We start from the raw sequence: 16424 nt of genomic DNA on the forward strand, positions 1-16424 counted from the left end.
ACGTTAACATAAAGTTTTAAAATTGTTTAAAAAATGTTAAAATTCACTTAAAAGGGAACGGGTAAAAGTCTTGATACCTTTGCACTCAGCTAATTTGAAGACATGAGAAAAGTAAAGATTGTATTAGGATTATTATTTTTAAGCTTTGGAACACTGGCGTATGCACAGACAACACAGGCTTCGATTGTAGGAAAAGTAACTGCTGCCGGAAGTATGGCTCAGGAAAAGGTGAAAGTTACGATTGTGAATGAATCTACGGGATTCAAAACAGAAACGGAAACCAATTCCAAAGGGGAATATATTTTCAAAGAAATTCCCTTGGGAGGGCCTTATTCGGTGATTGTGAAGGATGAAAAAAAAGAAGGTTATAATGTAAACTTTGGAGATCAGGTAACGGTAAACCTTAATTTGGGTGACAGCAAGGAGAAGAAAATTGAAGAAGTAATTATTACCGGAAATCTTAAAAATAAGATCGGGAATTTAGGTGCTGCAACGGCAATCACAGCTAAAAATATCGGAATTTTACCGGTAAACGGAAGAAATTTCAACAACCTTACAGAGCTTTCTCCGTTAAGTGGAAAAGGCGGAAATTTATCGGGTCAGCTAGGATCTTCCACCAACTTTACTATTGATGGGATGACCGCGAAAAACCCGACTTCTGCAGGTTCTACAACCAGTAGGAGTGGTGCTCCTTTTTCAATTTCTATTGAAGCGGTTCGTGAATTTAAAATTACGACCAACCAATACGATGTTACACTGGGAAGAAGCGGTGGTGGTACGGTGAGTGCAGTAACAAAATCGGGAACGAATAAGTTTTCAGGAAGTGCTTGGGAATATTTAAGAACCAACTGGCTTTCGAGTCCGTATGATATTCGTGGAAATAAGAGACAGAATGATTTCTCTACTTCTCAGTTTGGTTTCTCTTTGGGAGGGCCTATTATTAAAAATAAATTGCACTTCTTCGCGGCTTGGGATCATCAGCTGGATTCAAAGCCATTGATCATTGCGGATGTAAGATCAAATGAAGATGAAGCAAGATTTAATGTAACGACTCAAACGCTGAACCCGTTTTTAGATATCGCAAGAGCGAAATATGGGGTTGGAAACACGCCGCAGTTCGGAACTTTTGACAGAGTAAGAAACTCCGATGCTGGATTTTTACGTTTAGATTGGCAGATTAATGAGAAACATTTATTGACGTTAAGAAACAACTTTACTTACGATTTAAACAAGAATGGTTTGGGAGATAACACCGCCATCAATTTCTTTGAATCGTATGCAAGTGATAAAAACTTAGATAATAGTTTATTACTAACGTTGAGGTCTAATCTTAAACCAAATATAACCAACGAATTAAAAGGACAATATTTATATACTTTTCAGGATAGTTATCAGAATGATGAGTTAGGTCATCCGGTTCCAAGAGCTATCGTAGAGGGAGTTGCCTCAAAAATCTATGACGGAAGTACCAAAACCACCAGCATTCAGATTGGAGGTCACCGTTTCGGGCAGGAAAGCTTTAGAAATCATGTTTTCCAGATTGTAGATAACTTATATTACAATACGGATAAAGTGAAATACACTTTCGGAGCCGACTTAATGTATACACAAGCAAGATCGGTTTATGGAAGTGAGGTGAACGGTAGATTCCATTATCAGGGGATGGATGCTTTCAATAATCTGGTTTCCAACAGATATTACAGAGAAGTTCCTTTAATGGATGATCCTTCTGTAAAATCAGCTATTTGGAATATCGGGGTATACGGACAGTTTCAGACTAAAATTGCAAAAGGTCTTGATTTCATGGGAGGCTTGAGATTGGATTATGGAGGGTATCCGAAAGCTGAATTCAACCAGAAATTATTTGATGAGATGGGAATCCGAACAGATTATAAGATTAAATCTTTCGTGATTCAGCCAAGATTCCAGTTTGAATGGAATGTAAATGAAGAAAACAAAGACTTCCTGAAATTCGGAGCAGGTATTTTCTCTTCAGATATCAACAATTATATGATTATCAATAATTTGGTGTTTGATGGGAAACATTTGGCAACCGTAGATGTAAATCCTTCGCAAATTGGTCTTACACCAGATTTTATCAATTATAGAAACGATTATAGCACCGTTCCTTCTTTATCACAGTATCAGCTTCCAACCATTAATTATACAGGAAAAGATGCTAAAATTCCGATTGTGTACAAAGCGAATTTCTCTTACACGCATTTCTTTAATGAAAGATTCAGAGCGGGAATTGCCGGATATGTGGCTTTAGGTAGAAACAATTATTTCTATTATGACAGAAACATGGTTACGACACCTTTTATCACGCTTGATAATGAAGATGGAAGAGGGGTTTATGTTCCAGAAACTGCAATTACCAATAATCCCAACAACACAGTTACTCTAAACTGGAAAGATGGAAGAATCAACAAAAATTTTGGAAGAGTATTGGAATTGGTAAGTGATGGAAAGGTAAATCAGTTTTCGTTTGTAGCAGATGCAAGTTACCGTTATTGGAGAGATGGTGAAATTACGGCAAGTTATACTTGGTCAGACATCAGAGATAACACGTCTTACAACGGAAACGTGGCAAACTCAGCAACTTTATTTACGCCGGTGGAAAGTGATCCTAGAAACTTGAGAATGACTTATTCTGACAGTCAGTTCCGAAATAAAGTGGTTCTTTATGGTAACTCGCCTACAATTGCAGGGTTCACGTTAGGTTTAAGATATTCAGGAATTGGTGGAACGCGTTTTTCTTTAATGGCAGGTGGAAATATTAACGGAGATTTCGTAGATTCTAATGATTTGGCTTACATTTTCCCGAATCTTACGCAGTCTTTGGTTGATGATCCTGAAGTGGGTAAAGCACTAAAAGATTATATCACAAAATACAACAATAATATTGCGGAAAGAAACGGCGGTAAAAACGGATTCTACGGAGTTTGGGATGTGCGTGTGGCGAAGAAGATCAAGTTTGATAAAATCGGAGCATTTGAACTTTCTGTAGATATTTTCAACGTGGCGAATTTGTTGAATAAAGAATGGGGCGTGAATAAATCGTACGGAAATATGGCGCTTTACAGAGCTACTAAATTCAACTCGGCAACAAAACAATTTGAATATGTAAGAAATACGAATGGTTTGGAACCATTGTCAGGAAATCCTTATCAAATTCAAATCGGAGCGAAATATTCTTTCTAAAAGTAGGTGAATGATGGATTTTGGAAGTCAATAATGAATGGTTAATAGTGAATTTTAAAACTATACAGCAAAATTGACCATTGACTCGCGAAGCGAAATTCACAATTGATATCTCGTTAACAGAGCAAAATTCGCCATTCCCATTAATTTAATTACCTTTATCTGAAAGTTGAAAGACTTTTAATTTAAATATCTAATTTATATTATGAAAAATTTTATCTTAGGGTTAGCAGTTTTAAGTACAGTTGCAATGAAGGCACAAACCCAGATTATCGCGCACAGAGGCTATTTCCAATCGCAGCCCGCGACCACGGAAAACTCGATCAAGTCGTTAGAAAATGCTCAGAAATTAGGAATCTACGGATCTGAATTTGATGTGAGAATGACGAAGGATGGAGTTTTGGTAATTAACCATGATGAGCACCACGGAAAATTGGAAATTTCTGATGAAACTTTCAAAACGTTGGAAAAAGATAAATTGTCGAACGGAGAAAAATTTCCTACGCTGAAAGATTATTTAAAGCAAGGAAAAAAAGATGCGGCTTTACAATTAATCATCGAAATAAAGCCAGCTAAAACAAAAGAGCTGGAAAACGAAATCGTTCAGAAAACCATTAAAATGGTGAAAGATATGAAGCTGGATGCACAAACTCAGTTTATTTCTTTCAGTTTGAATGTTTGTAAAGAAATTAAAAAAGTAGAGCCTAAATATAAGGTACAATATTTAAATGGTGAATTGTCTCCTGAGCAGATTAAAAATGAAGGATTGGATGGTTTAGATTATCACTACAGCGTTTTCCAGAAAAATCCGACTTGGATTACTGATGCTAAAGCGCTTGGTTTAATCACAAATGCATGGACGGTAAATGATACTGCAGTTTATGAAGAACTGAAAAAACAAGGGATAGCATTTGTTACTACAAATATTCCTGATCAATTAAAAGGTAAATAACAAATACGTCTTTTATATTATTCTTTTAAAGTTTGTCTCTTTTTGAGGCAAACTTTTTTCTTTTCTTAAAATTAAAATGACTTTGGAAAATGAAGCGTTAAGAAAATTAAATAGTAATCCGTTAAAAAATTCCCACTGTTCGATGCGCGAGACAAATTTAGAATGGAAGAAAAAACTTTGAATTCGCGCAAGTTTTGGGAATTTTAGGATTGAATTTTAATTTTTAGCATTCAGTTTCCAAGTCTTGACTTTTTGTTTCTTTTGTCTTAACACAAAAGAAAATAGGTTTTAAATTAATTGAATTTCATCAAAATGATTAAAAAACGCTCTAATTTTAGATAGGTTAAGTGTTAACCATTTGAAATATATTTATTTAACCTGTAAATGTGGTATTTAACAAGAGCCGGAGGATAAAGTTAGATAAATAATGTTAACCATTTGTATTAAAAATGCTTAATTATTTTAATCTATTGTTAACCAAATATGTATGTAATTTGATTAATAATAAATTAATATGTCGTTTAATAATTCTTTAATAAATGTTAAAACGATGTTAAAACCATAACTGTAATGTCGTTTTAATTTTGCGCAAACAAATTGGATATGCGTAAAGAGACACAAAAGTTGCTGGTTTTGTCGCTGTTAGGATTAGTCAGCGTCAATCTGGCGGCTCAGCAGAAAGCTAAAAGAGACACTATTAAAAACATCGATGAGGTGGTGGTAACAGCTTTGGGAATTAAAAGGCAAGATAAATCCCTTGGTTACGTTGCTGAAAAAGTAGATTCTGAGATTTTTGAAAACATTCAGAACAACAACTGGGCGCAGGGTCTTGAAGGTCGTGTAGCTGGATTAAAAATTCAAACGGCAGGAGCTGGACCATTAAGCTCTTCAAGAATTACTTTAAGAGGAGAAAAATCCTTTAGCCTAGACGGAAACTACGCGCTTATCGTTGTAGATGGCGTTCCTTTAAGTAATTCAACCACAGGAACGGGAACTGCAGCGTACGGCGCAGGAACTGGAGGAGATCTTCCTATTGACTTGGGAAATGGTCTTAACAGCATCAACCCCGATGATATTGAATCGGTAACGGTACTAAAAGGAGCTTCTGCAGCTGCATTGTACGGATCAAGAGCGGCAAACGGAGCGCTTATGGTAACCACAAAATCAGGAAAGGGTAAAAACGGAAGACTTCGCGTTTCCTTCAACTCTTCATTAAGCTACGATTCTGTATTAAAATGGCCGGATTATCAGTATGAATATGGTCAGGGAACTTTAGCCAAAAATTCTGCCGGAGAATTTTTCTATTCTTACGGAGCTTCTGCGGATGGCGTAAGTACGGGAGGAACAAGTAGTGCTTTCGGTCCGAAATTCAACGGACAGTATTATTTTCAGTATGATCCCAATCTTTTAGGTCAAAGTGCAACAAGGCAATTGTGGAGACCTTATACGGATAATATTAAAGGTTTTTGGGAAACGGGTGTTACCTCTTCCAACAACGTTTCTGTGGAAAGTAGTACCGATAAAACGAGTTTCAGAGCTTCCCTTACTTATTTAGACAATAAATGGATGATGCCAAATACGGGATTTGACCGTTTTAATGTGGCATTTTCATTGGATCATAAAGTGACGGATAAGTTTAGAGTTTCCACAAAGTTCAATTACGCCAATACGAAAAGTGATAATCTTCCTGCGACGGGATACAATAATCAGTCGATTTCCTATTTCATGATCTTCCAGAATCCGAATGTGGATTTAAATTGGTATAAACCTCTTTGGAAACCAGGGCAGGATCAGGTAGACCAGATTCACCCGTTCAGTAGTTTTATTGATAATCCTTATTTAATTGCTTATCAAATGCTGAATGGTGTTCAGAAAAAAATGATCACGGGAAATATTTCTGCAACGTATGATTTTAGCAAAAACTTCAGTTTGATGTTAAGATCAGGAATCGAAATGCTGGATGAGGAAAGAACAACAAAAAGACCTTACAGCTCTGCGAATTACCTGAAAGGGTTTTACAGAGAACAATATATAAGGAATAATGAGTTTAATAATGATTTGTTATTCACCTATAAAAAAGATTTCAACAAATTTAATATTACAGCCAACGCCGGAGCAAGTATTCGTTACAATGAATACATGATGAATGATTACCGCGCAGAAGGATTGAAAGTTGTGGGAGATTACAGTTTGAATAATGCGATCTCTTTAATCACAAAAGTTCCGAGGCCAAACGATCAACAGACCAATTCAATATATGGTTTGGTGAGTGCAAATTATGATAATGTAGTATTCTTGGATGTAACCGGAAGAAATGACTGGAGCAGCACACTTCCCGTTCAGTACAGATCATTCTTTTATCCGTCGGTAAGCACGAGTTTTATTCTTTCAGATATATTCAAACTATCAAGTCCGACTTTTAATTATTGGAAATTAAGAGCTTCTTGGGCAAAAGTAGGAGTTGCGGGGCTTCCTTATCAGCTAGATAAATATTATACACCAAGCGATTTTGTTGGTTCGGTTTTAACACCGGGAACTTATCCAAACCCTTTATTGAAGCCGGAAGATAATACGAATATTGAAGCCGGGATGGATTTTTCTGTGTTGAAAAACAGATTGAGTTATAATGTAACGCTTTATCAGAATGATACCGATAATCAAATTATTACAATTCCTACGTTATTGGAATCCGGATATTCCAACAGAATTATTAATGCTGGAAAAGTAAGAAATCGTGGGATTGAAATGACTTTGAATGCGATGCCTTTCAAAACAAAAAATTTCAGCTGGAATATTTCAGCAAACTGGAATTTAAACCGAAACAAAATTTTAACCTTACCTGAAGAATTTGCGGGTGAAAGTTACTATACAATTTCTACAGTTGCAGGTGTATTGTATTACAATGCGAGTGTTGGCGGCTCTTTAGGAGATTTATATGGATTTAAATTAGTAAGAAATGCCAACGGAGATGTCGTGTATGATCAAACAACAGGTCTTCCTGCAAGACCCGACAGAGTAGAAAAAGTAGGAAATGCTTTCCCGAAATGGAGAGCCGGTTTCCAGAATGATTTTAAAATTAAAAACTGGCAGATCAGTTTCTCTTTCGATGGGCAATATGGTGGAATGGCATATTCTCAAACCCATCACAAAATGTCGGAGCAAGGTAAGCTTGAGCATACGTTAATGGGAAGAGATAATCCAAACGGAATGATCGTGGGAGAAGGTGTGATTCAAAATGCAGACGGAACTTATAGCCCGAATACCAAAGCGGTAGGTTTATCAGCTTATTACGCTGATTATTACAGAAGAGCAAATATAGAAACCAATACTTTTGATACTTCCTTCATCAAGCTGAGAGATGCGAGAATTGCGTATTCATTCTCAAAAGATGTGATCGCTCCTTTGAAATTAACGGAGCTTACGTTAGCCGTTTTCGGTAAAAACCTTTGGATGTGGACGAAATTTCCAATGTTCGACCCGGAAGTTGCCGCGCTTAACGATTCTACGATTACGCCGGGTGCTGAAATTGGTCAGCTGCCATCGGCAAGAACTGTCGGTTTTCAAGTTAATTTAAAATTCTAAGATCATCATGAAAAAAATATTTTTATCAACCATTATTGCGCTTTCAGTTTTCAGCTTTAATTCTTGTGAACGAAGCTTTGAAGAGATCAACACAGATACCAGCAAAATAAAAGAACCTTCTGTGGGAAGTTTTTTGGTTCCGATTCAGTATGAAATGGGATCTTACGGATACAACAGGGCAGATGATTTCACTTTTGATATTATGCAGGTGGCGCTTCCTTTTCCTAATGAAGGGGCTACGGTAAGCCGTTATTACCTTACGGAAAGTACAGGAAACGGATACTGGAATACGAGTTATAAATGGCTTAAACAAGTAAAAGAACTGAATGAAGCCGCAAAAAAAGAAAATAATAACAATTATCTGGCTATTTCAAAGGTTTTGAATGCCTGGATCATGGCCAATCTTACCGATGCATTTGGTGATGTTCCGATGACTGAAGCTCTGCGTCTTGAAGAAGGAATCATGAGGCCGAAATATGATAAGCAAAAAGATATTTATCTGTTTCTTTTGGATGATTTGAAAGAAGCAAACACCCTTTTCGACACCACAAAAACGTTAAGTGAAAGCGATATTTTCTTTCAGGCAAACGCCAGCACCGCAGGAATTGTAAAGTGGAAAAAATTCTGTAATTCTCTTTCATTAAGATTGCTAACAAGAATTTTAAAGAAAAATGGAGAGGTTAATGTGAATGAAAGAATTAATGAAATTGTAAACGATCCTACTGGTCACCCGATTTTTCAGAATAATGCGGATGGAGCAACGTTGGATATTTCAGGAGTTGCCCCGTTATTGCCACCGATTGCAAGACCTCAGGATTTTACGGCTTACAGGGCTTCGGGAGGTTTCTTTACTCAGACTTTGGTTGATAATAATGATCCTAGATTGAGTTTGTTCTTTACACAGGCAAAATCAATTCCCGGAAATGCAAATATTGGTTACAAAGGCGCGCCTTCCGGATATGCTTTGGGAACAAGTTTTGATTATCAGCCATCTAATTTAAATCAGAATTTAGCAAAAGCACCATTAAAAATTTTGGTGATGCCGTATGCTGAACTTCAGTTTATTCTTGCGGAATTGGCTTATAAAGGAATTATTACAGGAAGCGCACAAACTTTCTACGAAAATGGAGTAAAAGCAACTGTAGAGCAATGGGGAGCTACATTTCCGGCAAACTATTTCACAAATCCTAAAGTAGCTTACAATAATACGCTGGAAAGAATTATGCTTCAGAAATATGTGGCGCTTTTCTTTGTAGATCATCAGCAATGGTACGAGCAGAGAAGAACAGGTTTCCCTGTGTTGCCGAATAACGGAGGCTTGATGAATGATGCTAAAATGCCTCAGAGAATGCCTTATCCTACGGTAACAAAAGTCCAGAATTATGATAATTATGTCACGGCTTCTCAAAATATGGGCGGCGACAACATCAACACAAAAATGTGGTGGAATCAGTAATACTGAATTTCTAAACCCTTTAATCTTAATTATTTAAAAAATCAACATGAATATAAAATTTTTAATGCCAAGCTTATTGATTTCAGCGATGGCTTTTTCTCAGGCTTCAGTTTCGGGGTATGTTTTTGAAGATCTTAATAAAAATCAGAAAAAAGAAAACCGCGAAAAAGGAATTGAAGGCGTAGCCGTTTCCAACGGTGCGCAAGTGGTTTTAACTGATAAAAATGGAAGATACAGCTTACCGATCCAAGATGGGCAGACGGTTTTTGTGATCAAGCCTTCAGGTTATCAGGTGGCATTGAACGGAAATAATTTGCCTCAATATTATTATCAGTATAAGCCAAAAGGTTCTCCGGCAGATTTTAAATATAAAGGAACGGCGCCAACGGGTGAGCTTCCGAAAGAAGTGAATTTTGCTTTAAACAAACAAAATGAAAATAAAAACTTCGATATTCTGGTTTTCGGAGATCCGCAGCCTTACACGGAAAAGCAACTGGATTATTTCAGAAGAGCGATTGTGAATGAAGTGAAAACGACGAAGAAAAATACAGTTTTCGGAATTACGCTGGGTGATTTGGTGGGAGATAATTTAAGCTTGCAAAAACCTTATGCCGATGTGATGAAAGAAATCGGGTTGCCTTGGTATAATGTGATGGGAAATCACGACATGAATTATGATGCTAAAGAAGATTATCTGTCTGATGAAACTTTTGAAGCGACTTTCGGCCCTGCCAATTATTCTTTTAATTATGGAAATGTTCACTTCATTGTTTTAGATGATATTTTGTATCCCGATCCGAGAGACGGAAAAGGGTATTGGGGCGGTTTCCGTGAAGATCAGTTGCAGTTTATCGAAAACGATTTGAAATTGGTTGATAAAAATAAACTGATCGTGGTTTCTTTCCACATTCCGTTGGAGCATACGAATGAAGATAATTTCAGAAATGCAGATCGTCAGAAATTGTTCGATTTTTTAAGTCCGTTTCCGAATGCATTGTTGTTATCAGCTCACACACATATTCAACAGCAGATTTTTTACGGAAAAAAAGCAGGTTGGAATGGGGCGAAAGATCTTCATGAATATAATGTAGGAACTACTTGTGGCGACTGGTGGTCTGGAACTTCAGACGAAGCAGGATTGCCGACTTCTACCATGAGAGACGGAACAGCGAAAGGATATTCTTTCATCAGTTTTAATGATAATCAGTATAAAGTTTCTTACAAAACAGCCGGGAAACCGGAAGGTTATCAGATCAAATTGTATGTTCCGAAAGTAATTCCTTACCCATCAAAAACTTCGGCTAAAGTGTTGGCGAATTTCTTTATGGGAAGCAAAAAAGACAAAGTAGAATACAGGATAGATGGCGGAAAATGGGAAGCAATGGATTATAATGAAACCATTGACCCGAATTTTGCTCTGTCTGTATTCAAATGGGATTCTACACAAAATCTGTTCCCGGGCAGAAGACCTTCCAACCCTGAAATGTCTAAGCACATCTGGGAAGGAGGATTTGGAAATAAATTAACACTAGGAAAACACAAAGTTGAGGTAAGAGCGACGGATATGTACGGCAATCAGTTCTCAGCGGCGGAGGATTTTGAGGTTCAAAACTCAATTCTTATTCCTTAGTTTTCATTTTTTTTACTATACTTTCAATAGAGCCGACTTCAGATGAAGTCGGTTTTTATTATTTTGAATATGATTTATTATTAACAATGTCATGCTGAGCAAAGTCGAAGCATTTTTTGATTTAAAATTAAATTTAATAATGATTATAGGCTTTTTCATTTATCCGTTTTCGTTGCTTTAAAATCCCTTTCGTAAATTTGAACCACGAATAAAATACTATCAATATGAATATAAACGGAAAAAATGCCATCATTACAGGTGGTGGAAGAGGGCTTGGTAAAGCAGTTGCTTTAGCATTGGCAAATGAAGGAGTAAATATTGGCATTACTGGAAGAAACGAGGAAAACCTTAAAATGACGGTTGATGAAATCCAGAAATTGGGTGTAAATGCAGCTTATGCAGTTTTTTCTATGGATAACGAAATTCAGGTAACGGCTGGTATCAACGCATTGGCAGAAACGTTGGGAGGTGTAGATATTTTAATCAATAATGCAGGAATCGGTGATTTCGGTTCTATCGAAGATATGCCTTCTGAAACTTGGGAGCAGGTAATTAAAACTAATCTTTTTGGAGTATATTATGCAGCTAAAGCCGTTCATCCTTTCATGAAAGCAAAAGGTGAAGGTGATATTGTAAACGTGTCTTCTACAGCAGGTTTGAAAGGCGGACCGAATATGTCTGCGTATGCAGCGTCAAAAGCAGCAGTCGTTTCTTTATCTCAGTCTATGATGGCAGAATGGAGAAAACAAAATATTAGAGTAATTACGTTAACGCCAAGCACCATTGCTTCGGATATGTCGATTCAAGGAGGTTTAACAGATGGAAATCCTGATAAAGTTCTTCAACCTGAAGATTTTGCAGAATGGGTAAGAGATATTTTGAAAATGAACAGAAGAGCTTTAATTGCCAATGGTTCTATTTTTTCTACAAACCCTTAATTCAAGCAAAAACTAGATTGTAGAAATTAGTTTAAATATATAAAGCGGACTTTGGTTCGCTTTTATTTTTATGATTTTTTTTAGGAGCTATTTCCAGCTTTCGCTACTCGCTTTTTTTGCTTCAGTTTCGGCGCGGCAGCGAAGCTGCCGCGCCGAAACTGAAGCAAAAAAGAGCTCAAACATGCCGCTTAATCTGGGCTAGGGAAGTAGCCGTTTTTTCATTTTTGGAAATAATCATAAAATTTTAGTTCAACAAAAAAACTTATGCTAGAAATTCAAAATTCAGGTGTAAGAGATTCACTTCTTTCAATCACAATCCCTATTTTTGTTAAAAATGAATTAATGAAAAAATTAATTTTATTAGCTGTAATTGGTCTGGGAATTGTTTCCTGTACCACACAAAACGCAAGAAAAAACATGACGGATTTACCTAAAGACTGGAAACACAACACAAATATTTACGAAGTAAACGTAAGACAATATACACAGGAAGGAACCTTCAGAGCATTTGAAAAAGAGATGCCAAGACTGAAATCAATGGGCGTAAAAACCCTTTGGTTTATGCCGATCACGCCGATTGCTCAGGAAAATAAAAAAGGTAGCATGGGAAGCCCTTACGCCGCGGCAGATTATACCTCCATCAACCCGGAATTCGGAACTTTAGACGATTTCAAACACATGGTGAACGAAGCCCACAGATTGGGATTCAAAGTTATCATCGACTGGGTGGCGAATCATACAGGCTGGGATCATATCTGGACAAAAACACATCCAGAATTTTACCTAAAAGATGCCGATGGAAGTTTCCATAAAGCTTCAGGAATGGATGATATTATCGAACTGGATTACAAAAATCAGGAAATGCGTCTTGCCATGATCGATGCCATGAAATACTGGGTAAAAGAAACCAATATCGATGGTTTCCGTTGTGACTTGGCTTCGTGGGTTGAAGTTGATTTTTGGGAACAGGCTCGTCCGGAAGTTGAAAAAATAAAGCCTCTTTTTTGGTTAGGCGAATTTGATGAAATTGAAAGCCCGGAATACGGAAAAGTTTTCGATGCAAGTTATTCCTGGAAATGGATGCACAAGTCGGCAGATTATTACAAAAAAAATAAACCGCTTCAAGGGTTAAAAGACTTATTGATACAATATTCGAACATTGGCGACAGCTCAATGAGAGCTTGGTTTACTTCCAACCACGACGAAAATTCTTGGAACGGAACCGAATATGAAAAATATGGAGTGACCACAAAGCCAATGGCTGTTTTTTCTGCAACATGGAATGGAGTTCCGTTATTGTATTCCGGGCAGGAATTACCAAACATGAAACGTCTGGAATTTTTCGAAAAAGATGTTATCAAATGGACGAATACCTATCAAAATGCAGATTTTTATAGAACATTATTAAATTTGAAAGCCTCCAATCCTGCATTGAGAGGTGGAGATAACAATGTCGGAACATATTTGTTAAACACTTCCGCGAATGATAAAATTTTAGCCTATCTCAGAAAAAATGGTAAAGATGAGGTGTTGGTAGTTTTAAATATGTCGAAAGAACCTATCAATTTCAAAATTGAAGACGAAAATGTTTCAGGAACTTTCAGAAATGTATTTGAAAAGGTAAACAGAAATTTTGATAACGGTAAAGATTTTAATTTCAAACCTGGCGATTATGCCGTTTTTGAAAAATAAATATTGACAAAAATTTTTTATTTTTATAAAATATCAATTTGAAAGCGGACTTTTGTCCGCTTTTACATTTAAAACAAAGCAAACAGAAATGAATAAAGAAGACATATTAAATATCATAAAATCAAAAATATCAGATAAAATTCAGAATTTCGAAAATCTTATTGCTGAAACGAGAGCTTCCAATAATGATACAAAAAGTTCGATGGGGGATAAATATGAAACCGGTCGCGAAATGCTTCAGCAGGAAATCAATAATCTTCAAAGGCAACTGAATGAAACGTTAAATCAACAAAATGTAGTTCAGAAAATGACATCAGAAGCTTGTCTGAAAGTTCAGAATGGAGCTTTGGTGAAAACCGATAAAGGTTTATTTTATATTTCTGCTTCTTTGGGTGAAATTATTGTGGAAGGCAAAAAAATAATGACAGTTTCTGCAGAATCTCCTTTGGTGAAAGCGATGTTTGGCAAGAAAATGGGAGAAACATTTACCATTAATAATGTTCCTCAAAAAATTGAGAATATTTGGTAAAACTCTTTTCATGAAAATTAGAAAACTACTTTTAATAGGCTTTATATTGTTCAACTTTCTTCTGAATGCTCAGATTAAAGCTGTTATTTCCAATTCCACATATACTATCGAAACGGTAGATTTAACGATAAATAATGTAACCGTTGTTTTAAGCGGGGAAGGCGAAGTACAGAGATTTTATTCTGATAATTCTAATGGTACCACAGATTATTATGATCAGGATGTTTTTAATAAACACAGAGCAGGTAAAATAAAAAGTCTTGGCGGTGTAAAAGTTGATTATTGGGATGCTCTCAGAGCAGATGATCCAAAATATGGTAAGATTAAGAGTATTGGAGATTTGAAAGTTGATTACTGGGATTCCGTACATTTTGATCCGGAAAAGGCGGGAAAAGTGAGGTCAATCGCAAATATCACAATCGATTATTACCCGAAAGATATTATTGATAACAGCCGATTTGGTAAATTAAAATCGATTGGAAATATTTCAATAGATTATGGTTTAAAAGATATAATTGATCGTAGTAAGTTTAAAAAATTAGTAAAATTTGGATCTGTAAAATTAGATTATTGGAACGATCATATTATTGAAAAAGAGAAATTTGGCAGATTAAAATCTGTTGAAGGAAACTCTAAGGAAGTGAGCGTTTCGTTACTTTAATTATTTAACATTTCAAGTCTATAATTTAAGAAAAATTTATTGCTTTATATAGAAACAATGACGCTTTAAATTCGTAAATTAGAGGTAAATATTTAATAATAAATCTTATAAAATTTTATCAATATGGGAATTTTAGATAATAAAGTAGCTATCGTTACAGGAGGAGGTTCTGGGATTGGTTTAGCTGTTGCTGTAAGTTACGCTAAAGAAGGCGCAAAAGTGGTTGTTTCAGACATTAATGAAGAACATGGAAATCAGGCTGTAGACCAAATCAAAGCAAATGGAGGGGAAGCTTCTTTTATAAAAGCAGATACTTCAAGCCCGACTGAAGTGGAAAATTTGGTAAAAGAAACGGCAAAAATTTATGGCAAATTAGATATTATCTGTAATAATGCAGGAATTGGTGGCGAAGCAGTTCTTACGGGAGATTATAGTCTCGACAGTTGGAGAAAAGTATTGAGTGTAAATTTAGATGGAGTTTTCTATGGTTGTAAATATGCCATCGAGCAAATGGAGCAAAACGATGGTGGAGTAATTGTAAATATTGCTTCCATCCACGGAACAGTGGCCGCACCTATGTCTTCTGCCTACACCACTGCAAAACACGCGGTGGTAGGACTTACTAAAAATATTGGCGCAGAATACGGTCAAAAAGGTATTCGTTGTAATGCCGTTGGTCCGGGTTATATTGATACTCCGCTATTGGAAAGCGCAAGTGGAGATATGAAGGAAGCGCTGATTGCAAAACACCCAATCGGAAGATTAGGAAAATCTGAAGAAGTAGCAGAGTTGGTATTATTTTTAAGTTCTGAAAAATCTTCTTTCATGACAGGCGGTTATTACCTTGTAGACGGTGGCTATACGGCAGTTTAATAGAAATTATAATTTTATAATATTAAAAGCATTCATGAAAATGGATGCTTTTTTGATTTAGAATCTTTAAATTTGAACCTACAAAAATCGCTTTTCAAAATGCAAAATTACTTAGACCTTTTACAACATATTTTAGATAACGGAACAGATAAAACGGATAGAACGGGAACGGGAACAAGAAGTGTTTTCGGATACCAGCTGAGATATGATCTGTCGAAAGGTTTCCCTTTGGTGACGACTAAAAAAGTGCATTTGAAATCTATTATTTATGAATTACTTTGGTTTCTGAAAGGAGATACCAATATTAAATATTTAAAAGATAACGGTGTTTCAATTTGGGACGAATGGGCAGATGAAAATGGAGATTTAGGACCTGTTTATGGAGCTCAATGGAGAAGTTGGAACGGAGCAGACGGGAAAATTGTAGACCAGATCACAGATGTTATCGATCAAATTAAAAAAAATCCGGATTCTCGAAGATTGATCGTTTCTGCATGGAATGTTGCTGAAATTCCGAATATGGCATTAGCGCCTTGTCATGCTTTATTTCAGTTTTATGTTGCGGATGGAAAATTGTCGCTTCAATTATATCAAAGAAGTGCAGATGTTTTCTTGGGCGTTCCGTTTAACATTGCAAGCTATGCGTTGTTATTGATGATGGTAGCTCAGGTTTGTGATTTGGAAGTGGGAGATTATGTTCATAGTTTTGGCGATGTTCATATTTACAACAACCATTTTGAACAGGTAAATAGACAATTGTTAAGAGAAACTCGACCTCTTCCGGCAATGAAACTGAATCCAGAAGTTAAAAATATTTTTGATTTCAATTTTGAAGATTTTACGCTGGAAAATTATAATCCGCATCCGGGAATTAAAGCACCTGTTGCGATCTAATAATTTTGAATTA

11 protein-coding genes are annotated in these 16424 nt (G+C 36.2%); all 11 read left to right on the forward strand.

Features of this window, described 5'->3' with window-relative positions:
* The first annotated feature begins 102 nt into the window (after positions 1 to 102).
* The 11 genes from OXQ85_RS12730 to OXQ85_RS12780 all read left to right on the forward strand — a co-directional run bounded on the left by OXQ85_RS12730 (position 103) and on the right by OXQ85_RS12780 (position 16411).
* The gene (locus tag OXQ85_RS12730) at positions 103 to 3204 is read left to right on the forward strand and encodes a carboxypeptidase regulatory-like domain-containing protein (protein WP_267405052.1); all 3102 of its coding nucleotides are present in this window, start codon (positions 103 to 105) and stop codon (positions 3202 to 3204) included.
* A 205-nt stretch (positions 3205 to 3409) separates the two neighbouring features.
* A complete protein-coding gene (locus OXQ85_RS12735; protein WP_267405053.1) occupies positions 3410 to 4156 on the forward strand; it encodes a glycerophosphodiester phosphodiesterase family protein in 747 nt (248 codons plus the stop codon).
* Between the two features lie 603 nt (positions 4157 to 4759).
* Positions 4760 to 7738, forward strand: coding sequence for a SusC/RagA family TonB-linked outer membrane protein (locus OXQ85_RS12740; RefSeq protein WP_267405054.1), 2979 nt, complete (start codon positions 4760 to 4762; stop codon positions 7736 to 7738).
* Positions 7739 to 7745: 7 nt separating this feature from the next.
* The gene (locus OXQ85_RS12745) at positions 7746 to 9194 is read left to right on the forward strand and encodes a SusD/RagB family nutrient-binding outer membrane lipoprotein (protein ID WP_267405055.1); all 1449 of its coding nucleotides are present in this window, start codon (positions 7746 to 7748) and stop codon (positions 9192 to 9194) included.
* 46 nt (positions 9195 to 9240) lie between these two features.
* Entirely contained in the window at positions 9241 to 10824 is a 1584-nt protein-coding gene (locus OXQ85_RS12750) for a calcineurin-like phosphoesterase family protein (protein WP_267405056.1), read from the forward strand.
* Positions 10825 to 11048: 224 nt separating this feature from the next.
* On the forward strand, positions 11049 to 11762 hold the full coding sequence (locus OXQ85_RS12755; RefSeq protein WP_267405057.1) for a 3-ketoacyl-ACP reductase: 714 nt from the start codon (positions 11049 to 11051) through the stop codon (positions 11760 to 11762).
* Positions 11763 to 12104: 342 nt separating this feature from the next.
* A complete protein-coding gene (locus OXQ85_RS12760; RefSeq protein ID WP_267405058.1) occupies positions 12105 to 13454 on the forward strand; it encodes an alpha-amylase family glycosyl hydrolase in 1350 nt (449 codons plus the stop codon).
* A gap of 88 nt (positions 13455 to 13542) precedes the next feature.
* Positions 13543 to 13983, forward strand: coding sequence for a hypothetical protein (locus OXQ85_RS12765; protein WP_267405059.1), 441 nt, complete (start codon positions 13543 to 13545; stop codon positions 13981 to 13983).
* A gap of 10 nt (positions 13984 to 13993) precedes the next feature.
* Positions 13994 to 14644, forward strand: a complete 651-nt coding sequence (locus OXQ85_RS12770; protein WP_267405060.1) for a hypothetical protein — start codon at positions 13994 to 13996, stop codon at positions 14642 to 14644.
* Between the two features lie 123 nt (positions 14645 to 14767).
* Positions 14768 to 15517 carry a glucose 1-dehydrogenase gene (locus OXQ85_RS12775; protein ID WP_267405061.1) on the forward strand — a complete coding sequence of 250 codons (750 nt, stop codon included), beginning with the start codon at positions 14768 to 14770 and terminating at the stop codon, positions 15515 to 15517.
* A 99-nt stretch (positions 15518 to 15616) separates the two neighbouring features.
* The gene (locus OXQ85_RS12780) at positions 15617 to 16411 is read left to right on the forward strand and encodes a thymidylate synthase (RefSeq protein WP_267405062.1); all 795 of its coding nucleotides are present in this window, start codon (positions 15617 to 15619) and stop codon (positions 16409 to 16411) included.
* Positions 16412 to 16424: the final 13 nt, after the last annotated feature.

The sequence above is a fragment of the Chryseobacterium sp. GM_Chr_2 genome (assembly GCF_026540445.1).
In the GTDB taxonomy this organism is placed as follows: domain Bacteria; phylum Bacteroidota; class Bacteroidia; order Flavobacteriales; family Weeksellaceae; genus Chryseobacterium.

Excerpts from the sequence above, each read along its gene's own strand:
- OXQ85_RS12730 (WP_267405052.1), top strand. The coding sequence starts at position 103 with ATGAGAAAAGTAAAGATTGTATTAGGATTATTATTTTTAAGCTTTGGA.
- OXQ85_RS12745 (WP_267405055.1), top strand. The coding sequence starts at position 7,746 with ATGAAAAAAATATTTTTATCAACCATTATTGCGCTTTCAGTTTTCAGC.
- OXQ85_RS12755 (WP_267405057.1), top strand. The coding sequence starts at position 11,049 with ATGAATATAAACGGAAAAAATGCCATCATTACAGGTGGTGGAAGAGGG.
- OXQ85_RS12765 (WP_267405059.1), top strand. The coding sequence starts at position 13,543 with ATGAATAAAGAAGACATATTAAATATCATAAAATCAAAAATATCAGAT.
- OXQ85_RS12770 (WP_267405060.1), top strand. The coding sequence starts at position 13,994 with ATGAAAATTAGAAAACTACTTTTAATAGGCTTTATATTGTTCAACTTT.
- OXQ85_RS12775 (WP_267405061.1), top strand. The coding sequence starts at position 14,768 with ATGGGAATTTTAGATAATAAAGTAGCTATCGTTACAGGAGGAGGTTCT.
- OXQ85_RS12760 (WP_267405058.1), top strand. The coding sequence starts at position 12,105 with ATGAAAAAATTAATTTTATTAGCTGTAATTGGTCTGGGAATTGTTTCC.
- OXQ85_RS12735 (WP_267405053.1), top strand. The coding sequence starts at position 3,410 with ATGAAAAATTTTATCTTAGGGTTAGCAGTTTTAAGTACAGTTGCAATG.
- OXQ85_RS12750 (WP_267405056.1), top strand. The coding sequence starts at position 9,241 with ATGAATATAAAATTTTTAATGCCAAGCTTATTGATTTCAGCGATGGCT.
- OXQ85_RS12740 (WP_267405054.1), top strand. The coding sequence starts at position 4,760 with ATGCGTAAAGAGACACAAAAGTTGCTGGTTTTGTCGCTGTTAGGATTA.
- OXQ85_RS12780 (WP_267405062.1), top strand. The coding sequence starts at position 15,617 with ATGCAAAATTACTTAGACCTTTTACAACATATTTTAGATAACGGAACA.